The organism is Rothia sp. (in: high G+C Gram-positive bacteria), from assembly GCF_030540545.1.
In the GTDB taxonomy this organism is placed as follows: Bacteria; Actinomycetota; Actinomycetes; order Actinomycetales; family Micrococcaceae; genus Rothia.
Genome location: NZ_JAUNVZ010000004.1, coordinates 148,429 through 171,690, shown reverse-complemented (window position 1 = coordinate 171,690; position 23,262 = coordinate 148,429). Strand labels below are relative to the sequence as shown.

Annotated in this window: 16 protein-coding genes, 1 tRNA gene and 1 other RNA gene; 15 read left to right on the top strand and 3 right to left on the bottom strand. The window is 56.9% G+C overall.

The window, feature by feature from the left end; all coding sequences use genetic code 11:
• Positions 1–134 precede the first annotated feature (134 nt).
• Entirely contained in the window at positions 135–818 is a 684-nt protein-coding gene (locus Q4P78_RS05020; protein WP_303339254.1) for a TetR/AcrR family transcriptional regulator, read from the top strand.
• Positions 819–1,009: 191 nt separating this feature from the next.
• Here the strand turns inward: Q4P78_RS05020 and Q4P78_RS05015 are convergent, their stop codons facing one another.
• A complete protein-coding gene (locus tag Q4P78_RS05015) occupies positions 1,010–1,381 on the bottom strand; it encodes a type II toxin-antitoxin system VapB family antitoxin (RefSeq protein ID WP_303339253.1) in 372 nt (123 codons plus the stop codon).
• A 98-nt stretch (positions 1,382–1,479) separates the two neighbouring features.
• A tRNA-Ser gene (locus Q4P78_RS05010) sits at positions 1,480–1,565 on the bottom strand.
• A 198-nt stretch (positions 1,566–1,763) separates the two neighbouring features.
• On the opposite strand from Q4P78_RS05010, the gene ffs reads away from it, so the two are divergent.
• The 9 genes from ffs (at position 1,764) to purL (ending at position 13,670) form a co-directional block, all read left to right on the top strand.
• Positions 1,764–1,860: signal recognition particle sRNA small type (gene ffs / locus Q4P78_RS05005), an RNA gene on the top strand.
• A 100-nt stretch (positions 1,861–1,960) separates the two neighbouring features.
• The gene (locus Q4P78_RS05000; protein ID WP_303339252.1) at positions 1,961–4,480 is read left to right on the top strand and encodes a DNA polymerase III subunit gamma and tau; all 2,520 of its coding nucleotides are present in this window, start codon (positions 1,961–1,963) and stop codon (positions 4,478–4,480) included.
• A gap of 127 nt (positions 4,481–4,607) precedes the next feature.
• A complete protein-coding gene (recR, locus tag Q4P78_RS04995; protein WP_303339251.1) occupies positions 4,608–5,684 on the top strand; it encodes a recombination mediator RecR in 1,077 nt (358 codons plus the stop codon).
• A gap of 91 nt (positions 5,685–5,775) precedes the next feature.
• A complete protein-coding gene (locus Q4P78_RS04990; protein ID WP_303339250.1) occupies positions 5,776–6,933 on the top strand; it encodes an MFS transporter in 1,158 nt (385 codons plus the stop codon).
• A gap of 118 nt (positions 6,934–7,051) precedes the next feature.
• Complete coding sequence (locus tag Q4P78_RS04985; RefSeq protein ID WP_303339249.1) at positions 7,052–8,347, top strand: aspartate kinase; 1,296 nt, start codon at positions 7,052–7,054, stop codon at positions 8,345–8,347.
• Positions 8,348–8,501: 154 nt separating this feature from the next.
• The gene (locus tag Q4P78_RS04980) at positions 8,502–9,431 is read left to right on the top strand and encodes a 3-methyladenine DNA glycosylase (RefSeq protein ID WP_303339248.1); all 930 of its coding nucleotides are present in this window, start codon (positions 8,502–8,504) and stop codon (positions 9,429–9,431) included.
• A gap of 835 nt (positions 9,432–10,266) precedes the next feature.
• The gene (purS, locus tag Q4P78_RS04975) at positions 10,267–10,518 is read left to right on the top strand and encodes a phosphoribosylformylglycinamidine synthase subunit PurS (protein ID WP_303339247.1); all 252 of its coding nucleotides are present in this window, start codon (positions 10,267–10,269) and stop codon (positions 10,516–10,518) included.
• Positions 10,519–10,521: 3 nt separating this feature from the next.
• Positions 10,522–11,331, top strand: coding sequence for a phosphoribosylformylglycinamidine synthase subunit PurQ (gene purQ / locus Q4P78_RS04970; RefSeq protein ID WP_303339246.1), 810 nt, complete (start codon positions 10,522–10,524; stop codon positions 11,329–11,331).
• A 20-nt stretch (positions 11,332–11,351) separates the two neighbouring features.
• Positions 11,352–13,670 carry a phosphoribosylformylglycinamidine synthase subunit PurL gene (gene purL, locus Q4P78_RS04965; RefSeq protein ID WP_303339245.1) on the top strand — a complete coding sequence of 773 codons (2,319 nt, stop codon included), beginning with the start codon at positions 11,352–11,354 and terminating at the stop codon, positions 13,668–13,670.
• A 278-nt stretch (positions 13,671–13,948) separates the two neighbouring features.
• Here purL and Q4P78_RS04960 read toward each other — a convergent pair whose 3' ends face one another.
• On the bottom strand, positions 13,949–14,605 hold the full coding sequence (locus tag Q4P78_RS04960) for a heme oxygenase (biliverdin-producing) (protein WP_303339244.1): 657 nt from the start codon (positions 14,603–14,605) through the stop codon (positions 13,949–13,951).
• Positions 14,606–14,850: 245 nt separating this feature from the next.
• On the opposite strand from Q4P78_RS04960, the gene Q4P78_RS04955 reads away from it, so the two are divergent.
• The 5 genes from Q4P78_RS04955 (at position 14,851) to Q4P78_RS04935 (ending at position 23,195) form a co-directional block, all read left to right on the top strand.
• Positions 14,851–17,190, top strand: coding sequence for an HtaA domain-containing protein (locus tag Q4P78_RS04955; RefSeq protein WP_303339243.1), 2,340 nt, complete (start codon positions 14,851–14,853; stop codon positions 17,188–17,190).
• A gap of 206 nt (positions 17,191–17,396) precedes the next feature.
• Positions 17,397–18,542: a hemin ABC transporter substrate-binding protein gene (locus Q4P78_RS04950; RefSeq protein ID WP_303339242.1), complete on the top strand. Its 1,146-nt coding sequence runs from the start codon at positions 17,397–17,399 to the stop codon at positions 18,540–18,542.
• Positions 18,543–18,596: 54 nt separating this feature from the next.
• The gene (locus tag Q4P78_RS04945) at positions 18,597–19,625 is read left to right on the top strand and encodes an iron ABC transporter permease (protein ID WP_303339296.1); all 1,029 of its coding nucleotides are present in this window, start codon (positions 18,597–18,599) and stop codon (positions 19,623–19,625) included.
• On the top strand, positions 19,625–20,398 hold the full coding sequence (locus Q4P78_RS04940) for a heme ABC transporter ATP-binding protein (RefSeq protein ID WP_303339241.1): 774 nt from the start codon (positions 19,625–19,627) through the stop codon (positions 20,396–20,398). The genes Q4P78_RS04945 and Q4P78_RS04940 overlap by 1 nt, the downstream gene beginning before the upstream one ends.
• 226 nt (positions 20,399–20,624) lie before the next feature.
• Positions 20,625–23,195, top strand: coding sequence for an HAD-IC family P-type ATPase (locus Q4P78_RS04935; protein WP_303339240.1), 2,571 nt, complete (start codon positions 20,625–20,627; stop codon positions 23,193–23,195).
• Positions 23,196–23,262 lie beyond the last annotated feature (67 nt).

Sequence of the window (23,262 nt, the reverse complement as noted above, 5' to 3'; positions counted from 1 at the left end):
GCGGCTTCCCGCGGGTGTGGATATATGACATGTACAGTGTTTTAGGGCAGTGACGTGGGAAAATACTTAAATTTTTGGGCTACTTAGGGCACACAGAGTAGTCATTTATTGACATTTTCATGTAAAGTGTCAATATGCCCCGTATTAGTGCTTCTTCCAATGCCGCGCAGCGTGAAAACACCAAGCGCGCAATTCTCGACTCTTTCGGCGCCCTGCTCTACGCGCAGGGCCTGCCGGGACTGACCATGACCGATGTGGCAAAAAATGCCGGCATCGGCCGCACCGCAGTCTATAACTACTTCGCCGATATGGGCGAGCTGCTGGTCGCCTACGCCCTGGATGAGACCGAACGCTTTTTGAAGGAGCTCAACTCCTCCCTGGAGGGTGTCACCAACCCGATCGACCAGTTGGCAATCTATATTCGCCTGCAGATTGAAGACCTTTCCCGCCGCCACCTGCCTCCTGGCCCGGCAATGCGTTCCATGCTCTCCCCCGAGAGCTACGCCAAGCTGGGCAAGCATGTGCGTGAGCTGCAGATGGTACTGGCGGGCATTCTCTCCGAGGCTATTGAGCAGCGCTATATTCCGCGCGCCGATATTCGCGAGCTGGCTATGCTCATTCACGGCTCCCTCTCCTCTAGCGCAGGCCGCACCGAGGACGCACCGGATGAGGAGACTCGCGAGCGCCAGATTTTGAGCACGATTCGTTTTATTCAGATGGGTCTGGGTGCTCGTTTTGATGCCGATGGTGTGTCGGTTCAGCTCTCTGAGGAGCAGGCATCCACCGAATCTTCTCCCACCGCGGTTCAGGTGGCTTAAGCCCTCTGCCGCTGAGGTGATATAGCGGGGCATCATTGTATACCTATAGATAAAGCGCGGGAAGCAGTAATAATCTGCTTCCCGCGCTTTATCTATAGGTGCTTTATCTATATCTCATGGTTCGCCGGGCATCTATGGGCTTGCCGGGCACGCGTTACCTATGTCTTAGAAATCGAGACCTAGGGCGCGGGTTAGGATACGCGCACAGTGGGCTTGGTATGTGTAGCGCTACCCTGGGCAGCAGCCATACCCAGCAATGCCGGGTCGAGAGCATCCAAATCCAGCACGCGCGCATACATCACGGCGCGGCGGTGCAGGGCATTACGCAGCGCGCGGTGTACGCCATCTTCCAGGTAGAGCTCATTGCGCCATTTGACCACGTGCGGGAAAAGATCGCCGTAAAAGGTGGAGTCCTCGGCAAGCAGGGTCTCCAGATCGAGCATTTTTTGGGTGGTGATCATCGAGTCCAGGCGCACCTGCTGCGGCGGGATTTTACCCCAGTCGGCGTGGGTAATGCCGTGCTCGGGGTACGGGCGGGTGGTGCCTACTCGTTTAAAAATCATAGTTCTTTATTCTACCTGGGTGCCCGGTCTTCGGGCGGGAAATACGGTGGGAGTGAGATATAAAAAAGCCCGGTAGCTAGTGCTACCGGGCTTCGCGGCGGAGAATGGGGGATTTGAACCCCCGAGGGCTGTTAACCCAACACGCGTTCCAGGCGTGCGCCATAGGCCGCTAGGCGAATTCTCCTCGTTGCTATAAAAGCGAACGGATAAAACTATACCGGGCTTTTTTGCCCTGCGCAAGCCAAAAGCAATAAAAGTGATAGGGAACACTTATTTAGCCCTGTGAGTGCCGGAAATCTATCCCATCCAAGTCCTCCGTACCCTCTTTTACACCTACTCTCACACCCCATCTCGCTTTTTAGGCGCTCATCGGGTATAGTAGAAGAGCCTCTTACGTGGCGTTATCTTGGAAAACTCCCCCAGGACCGGAAGGTAGCAAGGGTATTCGAGCTATGACGGGTGCGTAAGGGGTTTTTTCATGCCCGAATAACTTTCGAATATCGCCGGGCGCACAGCCCCCTGCGGGTATCTTCTCCCCTAAAATGAGAAGTGAAAGTTTCCCCAGCGCAAAGGATTCCCGTGAGCACCGCACTCTACCGTCGATACCGCCCCGAAACCTTCGCGCAGGTTATCGGCCAGGATCAGGTCACCGAACCGCTCATGACCGCCCTCGCCAATGACCGCGTTAACCACGCCTATCTTTTCTCCGGCCCGCGCGGATGCGGTAAAACCACCTCCGCGCGTATTCTGGCGCGCTGCCTCAACTGCGCCCAGGGCCCGACCCCCACCCCCTGCGGCGAATGCGATTCCTGCCGCGAACTCTCCCGCGACGGCACCGGCTCCCTGGACGTCATTGAAATGGACGCCGCAAGCCACGGCGGTGTGGACCATGCCCGCGATCTGCGCGAGCGAGCAACCCTAGCGCCCGTACGCGACCGCTACAAAATCTTCATTATTGACGAGGCGCATATGGTCACCCGTGAGGGCTTTAATGCGCTGCTGAAGATTGTGGAAGAGCCGCCGGAGCACATTAAATTTATTTTTGCGACCACCGAGCCCAATAAGGTGCTCGGCACGATTCGTTCCCGCACCCACCACTACCCCTTCCGCCTGGTGCCCCCGGAGATCCTGCTGCCCTATTTGCAGCAGCTCTGCGATGAGGAGCAGGTCAGCGTGGAGCCCGGTGTGCTGCAGCTGGTGGTACGTGCCGGCGGTGGTTCGGTGCGTGATTCTCTCTCGATTTTGGATCAGCTGATTTCCGGCGCTTCCACCGAATCCGGCGTGAGCTATGACCGTGCGGTGGCTCTGCTGGGTTATACCCACGCGCAGCTGCTGGATGAGATTGTGAGCGCTATTGGTTCGGCGGATGCTTCCGCGCTCTTTGGCGCGGTGGCGCGTGTGGTGGCAACCGGTCAGGATCCTCGCCGTTTTGTGGAGGATCTGCTGGAGCGTCTGCGCGATTTGCTGGTGGTTCAGGCTGTTCCCGAGGAGGCCGGCAGTATTTTGCAGGGTGTTCCGGCGGATCAGCTGGAGCGCCTGAAAGAACAGGCGAGTGCTCTGAGCGCCGCTTCTCTCAATGCTGCTGCCGAGACGGTGAATACTGCTCTGAACACTATGAGTGGCGCCTCGAACCCGCAGCTTCAGCTGGAACTGCTGGCGGCTCGTTTGCTCCTGCCTGCCGGCGGCGATAGCGCGGCTCTTTCCGCTCGTTTAGATGCCCTGGAGGCGCGTATTGCGCGCGGTCTACCCGCCGCTTCTGCTACTTCTGGCTCGGCTGCTCCAGCACAGAATGCGGCGATTCAGAATGTGCCGGGTCAGGCTACGGCAGCACAGAATACTCGAGCGGCTGCTGCAGCCCAGAGCGCACCCGCCATTCAGGCCCCGGAGCCGCTGAATGCTCCGCCGCTCTCTCAGGCACCGCTTTCTCCGGCGCCTCTGGCACAAGCGCCCCTGGCACAGGCGCATAATGCGCAGGCTGTTGCCACTCCGGCTACTCCCCCGCTGGGAGTTCAGGAAGCACAGCCTACTGCTACCGCGCCCGCTCCGGCACCGCAGGTACCTTCTCAGCCCACTCCGGCTCAGCCCGCGCAGAGCCCTCTGGAACTGGTTCAGTCGTCCTGGGCTCAGGTGCTGGGTCGTATAAGCCAGCAGCACCCGGCTCTCGGTTTCCTGCAGCCGGTACGTATTGATGGTGCGCAGCTTTTTGTGCGCGCTGAACTTCCGGTACTTCAGGCGGTCAAGCCCTTGGCATCCGAGCTATCGTCCCATGTCAGCACGCTTTTGAAGACTCAGATGACGGTGCGTGCGGAGGTTGCTGAGCCCGGTACGGGTCTGCGTGAACCTCTGGTTGCTCTCGGCGCGGCTCAGTCTGCACCGGCACAAGCATCACCCGTTGCCCCCGCTCAGCCGGCTCCTATTGCACAGGGTCCGCGTGGCGGTGAGGAGGCGTGGCAGCGTCACGGCCAGCCCGTGAGCTCCGAGCCCGTTCCTAGCGAGCCTCTGGGCGCGTGGCAGGTAGCGGCAATTCCTCAGGATGCACCCGCTGAACCCGCTGCCCCCGCCCCGGCAGCACCCGCTCAGCCCGCACCCGTGCAGGCTGAACCGGCACCCGTAGCTCCTGAACCCGCCGAAAACCCCGAACCGGCAGAGCCTTCCCCCTACGGTGAGCGTGATTCTTTTGCAGCCTCAACTCCCGTTGACGTAGTTCCTGCTGAATCTACTGAAGCACCCCAGGCTGAGCCCGCTGTGGCACATCAGCCCCCGGTAGCTGAAGCTCACCCCGCCGCGCCCCTTAACCCGGCAGCACCTCTTAACCCGGTCGCGCCTCTGAATCCTGCGGCGCCCCTGGCACCCGGTTCGGCGCCTTCTCAGGTAGCCCCCGCTCAGCCTGAGCCCTCTGCACCCGAGCAGAGTGCTCCGGCACCGGTCGCAGACCCGAGCCCCGCACCGGCTCAGCCCGCAGCCACTCAGGCAGCGAGCGAGGAAGAATATATCTCTGAGGATGATGAGCGCCTGGAAAATACCGCCGTTTTTGGTCTCAAGGCCCTGGAGAAGGTTTTTGGTGCCACGGTGATTGAAGAGCGCCCCCTGAGCCAATAGGCTCATATGCTGCGGTCACAGGTCACACTTTGACCTGCTAGCGAATACCCCCTTAACCTGTCGGTCGAGGGGGTATTCTTGTACATGCCGTTCTTTTGGCGGCACCCCGAGAAGAAAGAGAAACACTGTGTACGAAGGTGCTGTTCAGGCTCTCATTGATGAACTGGGCCGTTTGCCGGGCGTGGGCCCGAAGTCGGCGCAACGTATCGCTTTTTATATGCTCAATGCCGAAGCTGAGGAAATGCAGCGCCTGACCGACGCGATTTCCCGGGTGAAGACCAGCGTGAGTTTCTGCCGTGAGTGTGGCAATGTCTCCGAGACGGATCTATGCGCGATTTGCCGCGATGAGTCCCGCGACCCGAGCGTGATTTGTGTGGTGGAGGAGTCCAAGGATGTGGTGGCAATTGAGCGTACCCGCTCCTTTGCCGGCCGCTACCATGTGCTCGGTGGCGCGATTAATCCCCTGGCGGGTATGGGTCCGGAGCAGCTGCGTATTCGTGAGCTGCTCACTCGCCTATCCGATGAGCGTATTACCGAGCTGATTTTGGCGATGGATCCGAACCTTGAGGGTGAGGCGACCGCGACCTATCTTTCGCGTATGCTGGTGCCCCTGGGTATTCGTCTGTCCCGTCTTGCCTCGGGTCTGCCGGTGGGCGGCGATTTGGAATATGCCGATGAGATTACTCTGGGTCGCGCCCTGGAGGGCCGCCGTATTATTAGCGAGGGCGTGCCGCAGACCAATACCGCCGAGCAGGATTTCCGTGAGCAGGCTCAGCGCGAGCGCGAAGAAGCAGAGCATGCGGCGCAGGCTCCCGCGGAGCCTAAGAAGCGCTGGTCGGGCAGTATGTTTGATGAGCTGGATTCTTCTGTTGCATCTGATAGCGCAGTGTCTGATGGTGCGATTTCTGCCCCCGAGCAGCAATCTTCTCTGGATGCTGCACTGATTGAGCAGGCGCTGGAGGATAGCGCTGCCAGCGGTGCTGGTGACTCGGTCGAAGTAGCTATGGAAACCGCCGCCGACACCGGCGCAGAAACTGGTGCGGAGATTGATAAAGAAGAGCAGATTCCCGTGGAGACCGCCGCGGCGGCGCGTATTGCCGATTATGAGCAGCGTCTGCAGCAGCTGGCTCAGGAGCCACTGCGCACGCCCAAGCCGCATGTGCCTCCTCGCCCGGAATCTAGCTATGTTAACCCCTGGGAGTAGGTCCTTCTCCGCAGCCCAATACGAGCCGCAGGCTAGAGTCTGGAAAGTTACTCCCACCACATTACTCTAAAACACTGTTATCCTAAAAGAGATGACTTCTTTACGCGCTATTCCCGGTAGTATTTGGGCTCTTTCCTGGGCAAGTTTCATTAACCGTTCAACGGGTTTTTTGGGGCTCTTTGCCGCTATTTTCTTCACCTATATTGGGGTTGATCCGACTCTACTGGCTCTCTTTTTGCTGCTGAGCGGTAGTGCGGGTGTGCTGGGCTCTTTGGCAGGTGGTGCCTGGGCGGACCGCTGGGGTGCTAAGCGCATTTTGCTCTTTTCGACCCTGCTGAATATGGCGTTTTTTATTGCCTTGGGTACGGTGAATTATTCCGGGCATATGCTGGTGCTGATTCTGGCGTCGCTCAATAGCTTCGCTTCCCAGCTGTGGGTGGCTCCTGCCTCCGCGATAGTGGCGGCGTCGGCTGAAGACCAGGAGCGCGTGACCCGTTTCGCCTTCTACCGTATTTTTATGAATGTGGGTGCTATTGTTGCCCCGGTTCTGGTGGCTTTTGCAGGTAAAGAGCGTTTTCACGAGCTATTTTTACTGTCAGCTATTGCTTCGGCGGCGGTTCCTTTTCTACTCAGATATGTTCCTAAGAGTGCCTCCTCCCATGAGTCTCATCAGAAATCTGCCGGTGCCCGTCATTCTCTGCCGCTGATTCTGGTCTATCTGGCGCTGATGGTTACCATGCTAATTTATGCTCAGCATCAGAGCGCTATTCCTCTGGTGCTCGATCCTATCGAGTCGGGTATGCAGCTCTACGCTCTGCTGCTGATTATTAATCCGGTGATTATTATTTGTGTGGAGTATCCGCTGAGTTTCTTCTCGAAGAAGCTTGCTCAGCCTCTGGCGTTGAGTCTGGGTATTGCGGTGATGACCGCGGGCGTTATGCTCACCGGTGCCAGCGTGTTGACCTCTTGGACCTGGGCTTGGGCTATTGCCGGTTGGGTGCTCTTTTCTATTGGCGAGTGTCTTTTTGCGCCCACTTCCCATAGCTATGTTGCTGCCCTTGCCGATGATGCTTCTCAGGCTCGCGCGCAGGGTGCTCTCAGTGCCGCTCAGACTATTGGTTCGGCGCTGGGTCCTGCGGTGGGTGCGGCTCTGGTGGTGGGTGTTGGCGCCTGGACTTGGCCTATTTTTGGTGTGCTTGCAGTTGCAGCTTGTGTCTGCGTATGGCTCTCTGCGAGGGTGCGAGTGTAGTTTTTCACGTCCATTACGGGCATTTCAGTTATACTGTGCCCCCTTGAGGGCGATACTATAGATAGTGCGTTGAAAATCATTCAACATGCTACATTCACACCGACCAGGAGTTTTTCCGATGAGCCTGATCGTCCAAAAGTTTGGCGGTTCTTCTGTTGCTGACGCCGAGGGCGTTAAGCGCGTTGCACGCCGTATTGTGGACACGAAGAACGCGGGCAATGATGTGGTGGTTGTTGTGTCCGCTATGGGTGACACCACCGATGAGCTGCTCGATCTTGCTGGCGAGGTTACCAGCACCATTTACCCCGGCCGTGAGCTGGATATGCTGCTGACTGCCGGCGAGCGTATTTCTATGGCTATTTTGGCGATGGCTATTCATGAGCTGGGCGCTAAGGCTCAGTCCTTCACCGGTTCGCAGGCGGGTATGATTACCGACGGTGTGCACGGTGCTGCACGCCTGGTTGAGGTCAACCCGGACCGCATTAAGGAATCCATTACCGAGGGTAATATTGCGATCGTTGCGGGCTTCCAGGGTATTAACCGCGAAACCGGCGATATTACCACTCTGGGTCGTGGCGGTTCCGATACTACCGCTGTGGCACTGGCAGCAGCTCTGAACGCTGATGTCTGCGAGATTTACTCCGATGTTGACGGCGTGTTTACCGCCGATCCGCGCGTGGTCTCCACCGCTCATAAGCTGGATACTGTGACCAGTGAAGAAATGCTGGAACTGGCAGCTAATGGCGCGAAGATTCTGCACCTGCGCAGCGTTGAGTACGCTCGTCGTTTTAATTTGAAGCTTCATGTGCGTTCCTCCTTCTCCGGTTTGGAGGGCACTGTGGTGATTCCTACCAGCTCTGATGAGCTGACCCCCGTGAATATGAAGGAGATTCCTTTGGAACAGCCGCTGATTTCTGGTGTTGCACACGACCGTAGCCAGGCAAAGATTACCGTGGTGGGTGTGCCGGATGTTCCCGGTAGCGCTGCTGCTGTCTTCGGTGCCCTGTCTCAGGCTGATATTAACCTGGATATGATCGTTCAGAACGTTCCCACCGACCGCCCGGGCGTGACCGATATTTCTTTGACTCTGGATCAGGCTCAGGGTCAGCAGGCTCTGGATGCCCTGGAGGCTAAGCGTGAGGAGCTGGGCTTCTCCGAGGTTATTTACAACGAGAAGGTTGGCAAGCTCTCCCTGGTGGGTGCGGGTATGCGTTCGGGTTCGGGCGTGTCCTTCGCATTCTTCGACGCTCTGAGCCGTGCGGGCGTGAACGTTGATATGATTTCCACCTCCGAGATCCGCATTTCGGTTATTACCGATATCGACAAGCTGGACGATGCTGTGCGCGCTGTGCACGCAGCTTTCGGTCTGGATGTTGAGGGCGAGGCTACCGTGTACGGTGGTACCGGCCGCTAATCTTTGCCTCTAGGCTTATGATTTTAGGCGGGGTAGATACGTGAAGTATCTACCCCGCTTTTATAATTTCTGGCGGTCATCTCTGCCGGGCTGAGAGCTTACACCATCTACCAAGACCCCGTGCACTCCACCTAGGCGTGGATACAATAGAAGCATGTCTTTAGTTTTCCTCCCGGCTTCCCGTTGGCGCGCTCAGGCACAGGCTCATGAGCAGGCGGTGGCTCGCTATGTTGATCCGCATCTTGAGCGTCGTGCCGCGGGGCAGGCGCATCCGGTGGAGGATTTCCTTTTTGATTATTACACTCTCAAGCCGGGTCAGTTTAAGCGCTGGCATCCGGGCGCCGGTTTTATTTTGGGGGATGCTCCCGAGTACTTGGAGCGTAAATTTTATCGCGCTGCTACCCTCCAAGAGCTAGAAGCTGCCGGTGTTGATTCTGATACCGCACGCTATCAGGTGGATCATGGCTTAGCTGTAACCGTGGATGTTGAAGATTTTATAGAGCGCCGCTCCACCGCCCTAGATTTCACCCTGCAAATTCTGGGCAATACGGCGTCCCAAAAGGGCTATTTTGGGTGCTTTGGCATGCACGAATGGGCTATGGCCTATAAGTCTGAAGAGAACTCTATTCGCCATTCTCATCTGCCCCTGCGCCTGGGCGCTGAGGGTACGGATAGGGTGGTTGAGTCCAATCGTATTCGTTGCTCTCATTTTGATGCTTTCCGTTTCTTTATGCCCCAGGCGGCACCCCTGAACGAGTTGCAGCCCACTCGCGAGCTGCAGCGAACTATGGAGCAGCCGGCGTGCCTACACGCGAATATGGATGTGTATAAGTGGGCGTATAAGCTGCTGCCTCTGGTGGATTCGCAGCTGCTGCTGGATTCTTTTGAGCTGGCATGGGAGTGCCGTGAGTTGGATATGCGCGCGGCTCCCTATGATATTGCTGATTGGGGTTACGAGCCGATTCCGGTGGAAACTGTCGAGGGCAAGGCGGAGTATGTGCGCTATCAGCGCGCCTTTGCGCAGCGTTCGGTGGATCTGCGCCGCCGCCTCCTATCTCAGGTTAATTTGATACGCGCCGCATAATCAGTACACATGCAGAGACGGTAGCATACGGGATCATGTATGCCACCGCCTCCACATATTACGCTATGTTCCTCGTCCGCTCAGACGATCTCTGTATACCTTGTGAACCGACCACGTAAGTGTTGTGATGGTAAGAGCACAACATAAAGAGTCCCAGTCGCTTATACCCAGAAAAACCTCAGCAGATATGAAGATAGATATAACATCACCCAAAAATTTAAGGTAGATATTCTCTTTTTTCTTCATATACATCAGCTGCAGTTTCCTACACACCTTAACCAAGACGTACGCGCTTGTAAGGAAGTAGACTGCGTTCAACATAGCCGAATCACCCAATCGTAATCTATACGCTGCTCACGGGCACTCTATACCTAGGGAAGCACAATGGCTATCCAGTCTGCAGCACCAGCTGCCACCTCATAGGGCATTCCTTCTTTACGAAGTTCATTGTTTCTCCTCATGTATCGTAGAGTGCCGGCTTGTCTTTGCCGACACCTCTTATTACTTCATATCTAGCAGTCTCGGCTAGATATCTATTACCCATATCGTATGGGTTACTTCAACCCTAACACATAAATGGCACCCAACATGTATGTATTCAAGCGAAAATCATTCCCGTATTTGGAGAGAGTAAATACACTTATCAGGTGATTTCTATGAGAAAACGGGTATATCTGCGTGTTTTCGTTCCCAACAGCTACAGATACCTCACCCCGCCCTTCAAGTGAAAAATTCCACGCGTCCATATGGTGGCAACGGGCACACTGCGCGCGGTGTGTGAGGTAACATTAAAGTGGCTCATACAGAACTCTCGCACCTTTAGGAGTGCCCACACATGGCCCGTATTGTTGTTGACGTTATGCTCAAGCCCGAAATCCTGGATCCCCAGGGTAAGGCAATCGCCCACGAACTTCCGCGCATCGGTTTGAACGATTTCGCAGGCGTTCGCCAGGGTAAGCGTTTTGAACTGACCGTTGAGGGCGAGGTGACCGAGGCTCATCTGGCGGCTGCACGCAAGGCAGCTGAGGAGCTGCTCTCCAACCCCGTCATTGAAGACGTTGTAAACGTATCTGTACTGGAGGACTAAGCAATGGCAGAGTCTCTCGCAGCACACGAGGTGCCTCTGGTTGGCGATTTTAGCGCCCCGGCTGGCCCCGACTTTTCTGATATCCGCGTTGGCGTGGTGACCTTCCCCGGCACCCTGGACGACCGCGATGCGGCTCGTGCGGTTCGCCTGGCTGGCGGTACCGTCGTTGAGCTCTGGCACGACGACTCCAACCTACACAATGTAGACGCTGTGATTATCCCCGGTGGCTTCTCCTACGGTGACTACCTGCGCGCGGGCGCTATTGCCGCTAAGGCGCCGGTTATGACCAGCGTGGTGGCAGCAGCAAATGCATCCGGCACTTCGGGTTCTTCTCCCCTGCCGGTTCTGGGTATTTGCAATGGCTTCCAGATTCTGACCGAGGCACACCTGCTGCCCGGTTCCATGATTAAGAACGATCACCGCAAGTTCATTTGCCGTGACCAGGTTCTGCGCATTGACAATAACACCACTGCTTTCACCAGCGGCTACGAGCTGGGTCAGGAAATTGTGGTGCCCCTGAAGAACCAGGACGGCCAGTACGTGTGCGATCAGCGCACCCTGGACGAGCTGGAGGCAGAGAACCGCGTGGCGTTCCGCTACGTGGGTTACAACCCCAATGGCTCCCGCAATGATATTGCCGGCGTGACCAACGCTCGCGGCAATGTTGTGGGTCTGATGCCTCACCCCGAGCACGCTGTGGAGCCGGGCTTCGGTCCTTCCTCTTCCGGTTTCGGCGATGTTTCCCTGCGCGGTGGCGCTGACGGTCTGGGTGTGTTCACCTCCGTGCTCTCTTCCCTGGTTAACGCCCGCTAGTTTCTATAAGGATTATTGTTATGAGCGAGAAGCAGTTTAATCTCGATACTGTTGAACATGCGGCGCAGACCCCTGAAACCGAGCTGCCCTGGGCTGAACTCGGTCTGAAGGAAAACGAGTTCGAGGATATTAAGAAGATCCTGGGTCGTCGTCCCACCGCTGCGGAGCTGGCAATGTACTCGGTCATGTGGTCCGAGCACTGCTCCTACAAGTCTTCTAAGGTTCATCTGAAGCAGTTCGGTCAGAAGGTGACCGATGAGATGAAGAAGGACCTGATGGTCGGCATTGGCGAGAACGCCGGTGTGACCAATATTGGTGACGGCTGGGCTGTTACCTTCAAGATTGAGTCCCACAACCACCCCTCCTATGTTGAGCCCTACCAGGGTGCAGCTACCGGTGTTGGCGGTATTGTGCGTGACATTATTTCCATGGGTGCACGCCCGATTGCTGTGATGGATCCGCTGCGTTTTGGCGCGATTGATCACCCGGATACCGCTCGCGTAATTGGCGGCGTGGTTGCAGGTATCGGTGGCTACGGTAACTCTCTGGGTCTGCCCAATGTTGGTGGCGAGGTTGAGTTTGATGAGTGCTATCAGGCGAACCCGCTGGTTAACGCCCTGGCTGTGGGCATTATGCGCCACGAGGATATCCGCCTGGCAAACGCTTCGGGCGTGGGCAATAAGGTTGTGCTCTTCGGTGCTCGCACCGGTGGCGACGGCATTGGTGGCGCATCCGTGCTGGCTTCCGAGTCTTTCGATGACACTAAGCCGTCCAAGCGTCCTGCTGTTCAGGTGGGCGACCCCTTCGCTGAGAAGGTTCTGATTGAGTGCTGCCTGGAGCTGTTCAAGGGCTCCGTGGTGGAGGGTATTCAGGACCTGGGTGCTGCGGGTATTTCCTGCGCTACCAGCGAGCTGGCGTCCAATGGTGACGGCGGTATGCATGTGGATCTGACCAAGGTGCTGCTGCGTGATCCTACCCTGACCCCGGGCGAGATTCTCATGTCCGAGTCTCAGGAGCGCATGATGGCTGTTGTGGCTCCCGAGAACGTGGCTCGCTTTGAAGAGATTATGAATAAGTGGGGCGTTGAGTACTCCTTCCTGGGCGAGGTGACCAATACCGGTCGCCTGGTCATTGAGTGGGATGGCGAGGTCATTGTGGATGTTGATCCCAAGACCGTGGCTCACGATGGCCCCACCTATGAGCGCCCCTACGCTCGCCCTCAGTGGCAGGATGAGCTGCAGGCTAACCATTTTAGCGGCAGCGCAGCTGATGATTCCCGCCCGCGCGGTGAGGAACTGGGCGAGGCTATTAAGGCGTTCATGGCGTCCCCGAATATGTGCTCCAAGTCCTGGATTACGAACCAGTACGACCGCTACGTGCAGGGCAATACCGCCCTGTCCATGCCGGATGATTCCGGTGTGGTTCGCGTGGATGAGGACACCAACCTGGGTGTTGCTCTGGCAACCGACGCAAACGCTCGCTTCACCTACCTGGATCCCTATGAGGGTGCTCGCGCATCCCTGGCTGAGGCGTACCGTAACGTTGCGACCGTGGGTGCACGCCCCGTGGCTGTTTCTGACTGCCTGAACTTCGGTTCCCCCGAGGATCCGGATGTTATGTGGCAGTTTGCCGAGGCTGTTCGCGGCCTGGCGGATGGCTGCATGGAGCTGGGTGTTCCGGTGACCGGCGGTAACGTCTCCCTGTACAACCAGACCGGTGGCAAGGCTATTAACCCGACCCCCGTGGTGGCAATGATGGGCGTTATGGACGATGTTACTCGTCGTACCCCCTCCGGTTGGGCTCCCGAGCATGACGGCCAGGCTATTTACCTGCTGGGTACCACCGCTGATGAGCTGGATGGCTCTGAGTGGGCTCGTTTCAAGGGTCACCTGGGCGGTCTGCCTCCGAAGGTTGACCTGGCGACCGAGAAGCAGCTGGGCGATATGCTGGTGAATATGAGCCGCGACGGCATGATTGATGCCGCTCACGATGTTTCCGCCGGTGGTCTGGCGGCTGCTCTGGTGGAGGCCTGCCTGCGTTTCAACACCGGTGCCCGCATTGGTCTGGGCGAGGTTGCTGAGCGTGACGGTCTGGATCTGTTCACCCTGCTCTTCTCTGAGTCCCTGGGTCGCGTGGTTGTTTCCGTTCCGCGCAGCGAAGAGGTTCGCTTCAAGGATATGTGCACTGCTCGCGGTTTCGCTTTTGCACGTATTGGCGTGGTGGATGCTTCCTCCAACGCTCTGGAATTCCAGGATGAGGTGTCGTTGGATCTGGATGAGCTGCGTGCAGCTCACGAGGGTACTCTGGCGTCTTACTTCGGTGAGGTTGCTCAGGGCTAATCTCTTTCAGATAGCTGACCTGTAGAGGTATAGCGGCGGGCGGTGTGTCTAGATGACGCACCGCCCGCCGTTTTTCTATGCTCTTGTGTGCCGTTCTCTACGCTTTATTGTGGTATTTATCTCGGGGTACAGCTTCACTATTTTTGTAATATTTTGGTTATTTAGCTTCTACAGACACGCCTAAGGGGTGACTTTCCTCATAGAAAGTCACCCCTTAAGTCATACTTCTCTTCTATAGTGCGCGCCCTGAAATGGGCTTTGCTCCCACTATCGAGGCTTTAGGCGGCGGTTTCGCGACCCAGTTCGGCAAAGAGTGCGGCGTTCAGGCGGAAGCCTTCGATTGCCTCAGCAACCAGTGCCTGGCGCTGCTCCGCGCTCAGGGGGGCGTTATCGAGCAGTTCGCGGTAGCCATCCTTGAAGATCTTGGGCTTGGGCAGCTCGGGGAAGCGGTACATGCTCAGCGCATCCTTTTCAATGCCGTAGTGACGTGCCACCAGGGCTGCCACTGCCTGACCGCCCGAGAGGTCGCCCAGGTAGCGCAGGTAGTGGTGTGCCAGGTAGCGCTCGGGTGCGTTTTCGGTGGCGAGGATGGCGTCTACATATGCCTGAGTGGAGGGCAGGATCGGGTCGATTTCTTCCTGACCTAGGGCTTTAATATCGGAGCGGATAGCTGCGCCGCGATCCAGGCCTTCAATGGTGAAGGGGCGGGTGATCTCATTGTCTTCGGCGCAGAACTTTGCAGTCAATCCTTCCAGTGCCTCGTAGATGTAGACATACTGGTTGATCAGGCGCAGGTATGCTGCGGTGTTCAGCTTGCCGCCCATGAGGTCTTCCATGAAGGTGGAGTGCTCGGCGTTGTCGTGTACCTGCTTGGTGCCAGCCTTCAGCTGTGCGGAGAAGCGCTCTTCGGCGGGGGCTTCGGGGGCGATAGTCACGGTGTACTCCTTGAAGGTTGAGTGATTCGTGGGTGAATCCTTGAGCAAATATTTTGGTGACAGCCTGTCACCAAGTTGTTAATGACATCATGTCACTAAATTTGAGATTTGGCAACACTTTTTCAAAAAATTTTGATAAGGTTATCCTCAGACCCGTAAACCGTCTACCTATTACAGTACACATTCGTACCGTATTAGGTCTAGACTTAAGAGACCGATACACATCACGAGAATGAGGAGAGGCTATGTCTAGCTCTTTCACCAAGCGCTCCTGCGCCCTGCTGGCCAGCGCAGCGCTGACCTTTAGCGGTGTTGCTCTCGCTCCGGCTATCGCTGTAGATGCACCGGCAGCAGTCAGCACCCAGGCTTCCGACGCTCAGCCCATCACCGACGGTGCGCTGTCCTGGGGCCTGCGCAGTTCCTTCACCAAGTACCTGACCGGCCCCATTGCCGGCGGTAAGATCACCACCACCGGTAATATCCTGTACTCCGGCGGCAAGTTCCTGATGAACAAGGGCAACGGCACCTTCGAAAACGGTCGCTACACCGTGACCCTGGAAGGTTCCTACAAGGTGGAGGGCCACCACGGCGTGCTGGAGACCACCTTCTCCAACACCCGCGTGACCGTTGACTCCGATGGTAACGGCTTCATCATTGTTGATGTTGATTACCGCCCACTTGTGTCTACCTCCAAGCCTGAGCCGATTACTCACGTGAACGATATGAAGCTGGCTAAGGTGTCCGGTGCTTCCGTGGTTAACAATGGCGATAGCTTTGCTATTAAGGTCTCCTCCGATGCGGCTACCCCGAATGTTTCTGTCACCGAGGAATCCTCTCCGGTCTTCGGCGGCTTCTACAAGGCTGGCGACCCCCTGGATGGCTTCGAGTACTCCGGTAAGCTCAGCGCAGCTCCGACTCCCGAGCCCACCGTCCCGGTTGTGCCCACTCCGGAACCGACTGTAGCTCCGACCACCGAGGCGCCGAGCCCCGTACCCACCGTGGCTCCCACTACCGAGGCTCCCAAGCCCACCGTGGCACCGACCACCGAGGCTCCCAAGCCCACTCCGTCGGCTACCACTGCGGCTCCCTCCCCCAGCGCTTCTGCGACCACCCAGGCTCCCGTTGCTACCGGCAACAAGGTCGAGTCCGGTTCCCTGCAGTGGGGTATCCGCGATTCCTACATTAAGTACCTGCACATGCCCATTACCAAGGGCAATGTCTCGGTGGACGGCACCATTGTTGCCGGCTACAACGCAACTGTGGACGCTCCCATTGCGCTGACCGCATCCGGTGGTGCTATTGATGTTGAGTCCAAGACCGGTACCGTGTACTTCTCCAACACCGTCAAGATGTGGGGTCACGAGGATGCCAAGAACCCCGGCACCTTCGAGCTGGACACCACTCTGACCAATATCCGTCTGGTTCTCAAGGGCGGCAAGGGCTACCTGGTGGCTGACGCCAAGTCCAAGATGCTGCACGATGCAACCCTGTACGAGTACAAGGATCTGACCATTGCAACCGTGGATCTGAGCACTCTGTCCATCTCTGCAACCGGTCTGTCCCTGAACGGCGCTACCGTGACCCTGACTGCGGAGGGCGATAAGGCTCTGTTCGCAGGTCAGTACAGCGACAAGGGTGATCTGGTCATGGCTCCCCTGAACCTGGGCCTGAAGCTGAGCGCTACCGCCAAGGAGCAGGTCAAGACCGATGTCAAGGATCAGACTCCTTCCACTCCGGACACCCCGAAGAAGGATGACCAGAAGTCTTCCGATAAGGCTGCTCCTTCCGAGAAGACCGGTAATAACGGTTCGAACTCTTCCACTTCTTCTCAGAGCACCTCGGTGTCCAAGAACCCGGCAACCGCTGTGTGCGTGCCCGTGACCCGCACCCGCGAGGTTTCCACCGGTGCATCCGATGGTAAGGTCACCGCAGCAACCCTGGGTTGGGGCGTTCGTTCTTCCTTCCGTTCCTACATCCGCGGCCTGGCAAAGGGCTCCTGGGAGCTGAACGGTGTAACCTACTCCGATAACGCGTTCAACTGGTCCAATGGCACCGGTACCTACGCAAACGGCAAGGGTTCCATCTCCTTCTCCGGTACCGTTCACTTCACCGGCCACAACGGTGTTCTGGACACCACCCTCTCCAACCCCCGCCTGGAGATTAACGGTTCCACCGGTACCCTGTACCTGACCGTGAAGTCCAATAGCATGGACGGCAAGCCCGTCAATTACGGCGAGGTTGCTTTCGCCACCGTTGACACCTCCGGTGTTCAGCTCTCCAATGGCACCCTGAGCCTGAGCGGCGCTGCGGTGAACATTTCCGAGACCGGTTCCAAGGCTATGGCTGATTTCTACGAGCCCGGTAAGGATATGGATCCGCTGAGCCTGAGCGCTTCGGTGTCTTCCTCCTCGGCTACCAAGACTGTCACCGAGACCGTCTACGAGGGTGAGGGTTGCGATCCTGCAACCGGTAAGAAGCTGGCTTCCACCGGCGCAAACGGTGTAGCAACCGGCGCTGGCGTTGGTCTGGCTGCTCTGGCAGCCGGTGCGGGTATTCTGGTGTACTCGCGTCGCCGCCAGGCCTAAGACGCTATCCTCGCCTTCCGGTCCTCGAGCATAGCGGAGGGCGAGTAGCTCAATAAACGGGGCGCGGCACGGGTTTTTCCCGCTGGCGCGCCCCGTTCTTCTCTTCCTTTAATGCCCCGTGCATCCGGGTGTGTACTCGGCTTGGCGGGTGGGGTTCTAACCCCCTTTCCTCACTTCACAGAGACATATCGCAGAAAGGCCGTAACGTGGCGAATTCTTCCTCTGCTCCCCGTTCTTTTATTAAGAGCGCCCTGGCGCTGCTGACCGCCCTGCTTATGCTGGTTCTGACCGGCTGCGGCGTGGGTACTCAGAATGCAAGCGGTGGCAATGCTGCTACTCAGCAGGTGGTTAATGAGCAGGAGAGCCAGTCCCGTCTGGATTCCCTGATTTCTCAGCTCAAGGGTTCTACGGTGGATAACCCGAAGTCTATTACCGGTCCCTCCACCGCTGAAAATGCCCCCGAGATCCAGCCCATGGTGGATAAGCCCACCCCGAAGTTCCCGGTGACTCTGACCGATCATCAGGGTACCGAGGTGACCATTAAGTCCGCTGATCGTATTCTGGCGCTGGATATGTACGGCACCATTGCTCAGGAAGTAATTGCTCTGGGTTTGGGTGATCGTCTGGTTGGCCGCGTGATTGCTAATACCGAGCCGAGCCTGCAGAAGCTGCCTCTGGTGACCCAGAACGGTCACGATCTCAATGCTGAGGCTGTGCTTTCAACCAACCCCGATCTGGTGCTCTACGATGAGTCCAATGGTCCTCAGGAGATTGTGGAGCAGCTGCGTAGCGCCGGTATTACCGTGGTGGTGCTGGATAAGGAACGCAGCATGCAGAGCATCATTCCTCAGCTGAAGGCTGTTGCCCACACCCTGGGCGTGGATGAGGCTGGCGAGCAGGTTGCTACCCGCGTGGAGCGTGAATTGCAGCAGGCTATGGATGCCATTAAGGAAGTTGCCCCCAAGGATGAAGAGGGCAAGATTAAGATGGTCTTCCTCTATGTTCGCGGTAATGGTGGCGTGTTCTTTATCCTGGGTGACGGCTCGGGTGCTGACGATCTGATTGATGCTCTGCAGGGTGTGGATGTTGCCTCTCGCGGTGGCGCGAAGGAGCTTCTGCCTGCCAATAGCGAGTCCTTGGTGAAGGTGAACCCGGATATGATCCTGACCATGACTAATGGTGTGAAGTCTACCGGTAACCTGGATGGCTTCTTGGCTCGCCCGGGTGTTATGGAAACCAATGCAGGTAAGAACCGCCGCGTGGTGGATATGGCTGACGGCCAGATTCTTTCCTACGGCCCGAATACTCCCGCTGTGCTGCTGCAGCTGGCGCGTGCTATTTACGCAAAGTAGGCGCCGGTGAGTCACTCTGTTTCTTCCGCGCAGCCCGCATCGAATTATGCGGCAATGCGCCGGGCGCGCATTACCGCGACCTTTACGGTGCTGGTTGTTAGCCTGGTGGTTATTACGGTAGTCTCTGCCGGTTTGGGTCAGTACTATATCCCCGTGCATGAGGTCATTGGTTCTATTGGCCGTAAGCTGGGGTGGGCGCCGGCAAACCCGACACTGACTCTGGCGGATAATACCCTGTGGAATATTCGTTTCCCGCGTGTGCTGCTGGGTCTGCTGGTGGGTGCCGCTCTGGGTGTTTCGGGCGCCGTGATGCAATCGGTGTTCGGTAATCCTTTGGCTGAGCCGGGCGTGATTGGTGTGTCCTCGGGCGCTGCTGTGGGTGCTTGTGTTGCCATTGTGCTGGGTTTTCAGTTCTTGGGTATTTTCACTGTTCCGGCTTTTGCTTTTGTGGGCGCGCTGGCGGCCACTGCCCTGGTGTACACTCTCTCTCGTTCTTCGGGTAAGGCGAAGGTCCTGTCTATGATTCTGACCGGTATTGCGGTCACCGCCGTGGCGAATGCTGCTATTGCTTTTTTGATGTTCTTGGCTGATTCGACCAGCCGCGATCAGATTGTGTTTTGGCAGATGGGTTCGCTCAATGGTGCGACCTGGCGCGGTGTTTCCAGCGTGTGGCCGGTGATTCTGCTTAGTTTGGTGGTGTGCTTTGTGCTGGCGTCTAAGCTGGATCTTTTGGCTCTGGGTGAGCGCGCGGCGCAGCATTCGGGTGTGAATGTTGAGCGCCTGCGCCTGATTTCTATTGCGGCGACGGCTTTGTTGACCGGTGCTGCGGTGGCGTATGCGGGCATTATTGCTTTTGTGGGTTTGATTGTTCCGCATGTGCTGCGTTTGCTCTTGGGTCCGTCGAATAAGGCTCTGCTACCGGCGTCGGCTTTGGGTGGTGCGCTGTTGATTGCGGCTTCTGATTTGGCGGCGCGTACTCTGGTGCCTTTTGCTGATTTGCCAATTGGTATTTTTACGGCGCTGGTGGGTGGCCCGACGTTCTTCTTCTTGCTGCGTCGTTCGATGGGTAAGGGTGGTCTCTAATGTCTTCTCCTTTGCTCAGTGCCCGTAATATTTCTTTGGATATTGAGGGTCGTCGTATTCTCAATGACATTTCTTTTGATGTTTTCCCGGGCGAGGTTGTTTCTCTGATTGGCCCAAATGGCGCGGGCAAGTCCACTCTGCTTTCGGTTATTTCCGGCGATGTGAAGCCCGCTTCGGGCAGTGTTGAGTTGGCTGGTTCTCCCCTGTCGAGTTATAAGCCGCTGGCTTTGGCTCGTGAGCGTGCCGTGCTCTTGCAGAAGATGCAGGTTGCGTTTTCCTATACGGTGCGTGAGGTGGTTGCTATGGGTCGCACCCCGTGGCGCGGTACCGGTAGCGCCGAGGAAGATGAGCGTATTATTGCTGAGTCTATGCAGCGCACTGAGGTGACTCATATGGCTGATCGCGATATTACGACTCTTTCCGGTGGTGAGAGCGGGCGAGCGCATCTTTCGCGTGTCTTTGCTCAGCAGACTCCGCTGGTCCTATTGGATGAGCCCACGGCTGCTCTGGATATTACGCATCAGGAGCAGACTTTGGTGACCAGCCGTGCGCTGGCTGCCGAAGGGCGCGGTGTGTTGGCGGTGCTGCATGATTTGGATGTTGCTGCCGCTTATTCTAATCGTATTGTGCTGCTGCGCCGGGGTGAGATTGTGGCGATGGGTACTCCCGAGGAGGTTTGCTCATCTGAGCTGCTGTCTGAGGTGTATCGTCATCCGATTGAGGTGCTAAAGCATCCTGTGACGGGTCGTTTGCTGATTTTGCCTAAGCGTTAGAACCCCGCCCCACAACGAATATTATTGAGCTGCGGGAGCGCCCGGTATATCCGGTCGCTTCCGCAGCTTTTCTACGTGTTTTATGGTGTTTCCTGGGTATTAGCTGGATTATTCTTCTTTTTCGGCGTGTGTGTGCTTGCGACCGGTAAAATGGAAGAATCTTTGTTTTATGCGCGGGTGGGTTTTGTATCCGCGTTTCCACTCATTCTTGAAGGAGAGCACGCCTATGGCGAAGGCTGTTGAGGCCGCCACGGACGGCTATGTCCCTGATTATTCTGAGTTGGCTCATTCCGGTGGTGCTCAGCTTGCTGAGCGTGGTTTGACCGATGCTGAGGTTCAGGAGCGTATTGCTGCCGGTAAGGTAAATACGCAGAATAATAAGTCCTCGCGTACCGTGTGGTCTATTGCCCGCACTCATCTTTTTACGGTGTTTAACCTGGTGTTGGGTTTGTGCGGTGCTGTGGTGGTTTATTATCAGCGTTGGCTGGACATGCTCTTTATGGGTGCTGTGATTGCCAATGTGATTATTGGTCTGGTGCAGGAGCTTCAGGCTAAACGCGAGCTAGATCGTATTACTCTGCTGGATCGTTCGCCGGCAAGTGTGGTGCGTAATGGTGCTCTTGAGCAGGTTCCGATGGAGCAGCTGGTTGAGGGCGATGTTGTGGTGCTCAAGCGCGGCGATCAGGTGCCTGCGGATGCTGTGGTGCTGACCAGCGATTCCCTGGAGATGGATGAGTCTCTGCTCACCGGTGAGAACGACGCTATTGCTAAGCGCCCGGGCGATATGGTGCTTTCGGCATCCAGCGTGCTGGGTGGTACCGGTCGTGTGCTGCTCTCGGCGGTGGGTGCGCATTCTCGTGCGTCGAAGATTTCTAATGAGGCTCGTCAGTTCGCTCCGATTCAGTCGGAACTGCGCGATGCTCTGAACCGCGTGGTTCGTTGGATTACCTGCGCTCTGGCGGTCATTATTCCCATTGTGATGTGGGGTCAGATTCAGGCTGCTGGCGGTTGGGATACCGTGGTTGAGCAGAATCTGTGGGAGCGCGTGAATATTGCGGTGGTTTCTTCGGTGGCTTCGATGATCCCTCAGGGTCTGGCGCTGATGACCACTTTGGCTTTTGCTGCGGCTGCTGTGTCGCTGGGTCGTAAGCATAAGATTTTGGTGCAGGAGCAGCCTGCGGTTGAGGTGCTGGCTCGTGTGGATACCGTGTGTTTTGATAAGACCGGTACTCTGACCGAGGGTGGCGTGATTTTTGATTCGGTGCGTCCTTTGGATACTCCGGTTCAGTCGGTGGCTCCTGAGGATCAGCTTGCCGACTCTGCTGCGTGGAAGTCTGCTTTGCCTGCCGGTTGGGCGGATGCTCTGTCTTGGTTTGGTCATGATGAGAACGCGAACCCTACGGCTGCTGCTCTGACCGGTGGTTTTGAGGCTCTGCCTGCTGAAGAGGCGAGCGGTATTGTGCCGTTCTCTTCGGCTCTTCGTTTTAGTGCGGTGGAGTTCCCCTCTACCGGTGCGTGGTTGCTGGGTGCTCCTGAGGCTCTGCTGGATCAGAAGACCGGTGAGCGTGAGCGTGCGGCACAGCTGGCGGCTTTGGGTCTGCGTACTATGGTTCTGGCTCATGCTCCGGCGATTGTGCGTGATGATGAGGATAAGCCTGTTCAGCAGATTCCTGCGGGTGTGCAGCCGGTGCTGTTCATTATTTTCCGTGAGAATGTGCGTGCGGACGCCCCGGAGATTGTGGAGTACTTTACCCGTCAGGGCGTGACCTTGAAGGTCTTCTCGGGCGATAATCCCTTTACGGTGCGTGCTGCCGCTGAGATTGCGGGTATGGATGTTTCTGCCGGTGCGGTGGATGCTTCTACTCTGCCTCAGGATGGCCCGGAGCTGGCCCAGGCTGCCGCTACCCATAATATTTTTGGTCGTGTTTCTCCCGAGCAGAAGAAGAATATGGTGCTGGCTCTCAAGGAGCAGGGTCATATTGTGGCGATGACCGGTGACGGTATTAATGATGCTCTGGCGCTTAAGCATGCGAACCTGGGTATTGCTATGGGTAATGCTGCTCCGGCGACGAAGGCTGTGTCTCGTTTGGTGCTGACCGATGGTAAGTTCTCTTCTCTGCCTCCGGCTTTGGAGCAGGGCCGTCAGGTGATTACGAATATTGAGATGGTCTCGAATCTGTTCTTGACCAAGACTGGTTTCGCGATCCTTTTGGGTGTAGTGTTCTCCCTGGTGGGTCTGACTTTCCCCTTCTTGCCGCGTCAGTACTCTACGGCTGATTTCTTGATTGTTGGTGCTTCATCCTTTGCGTTGACTCTGCTGCCGAATTCTCGTCGTTATGTTCCGGGCTTTTTGAAGCGTGTGTTGAACTATACGGTACCGAATTCTGTGATTGTGGTGCTCATGCTCTTGACGGTGAACCTTCTGGGTACCTATGTGCTCTCTCCTGCTCCTGAGTTGCGTCAATTGCAGACTGCTAGCTTCATTACTTTGGTGATGATGGGTATGTGGAATTTGGCTGCTGTTGCTCGTCCTTTTAATGGTGCTCGTTTGGCTCTGTATGCGGCGCTGACGGCTGTGTTCTTTGCGGCTCTGCTGGTGCCGGTGCTGGTGGAGTATCACCAGTTCATGGCATTGAGCCCGCAGCTGCTGGGTATTTCTGTGGCTGCTGGTGTTCTGGGTGCGGTGCTGATTGAGATTAATGCTCATCGTAACCGCCGCTGGCAGAAGCGCATGTATCCTGAGCTGGAGGTTCCTTCGATGAGCTTTGTCCCGAAGAAGTCTAAGGCTCGCGGCTAAGGACCGGATCCTCTAGAAACTCTAATCGTCAAGGGGCGGGTGCACGTGTTCACGTACACCCGCCCCT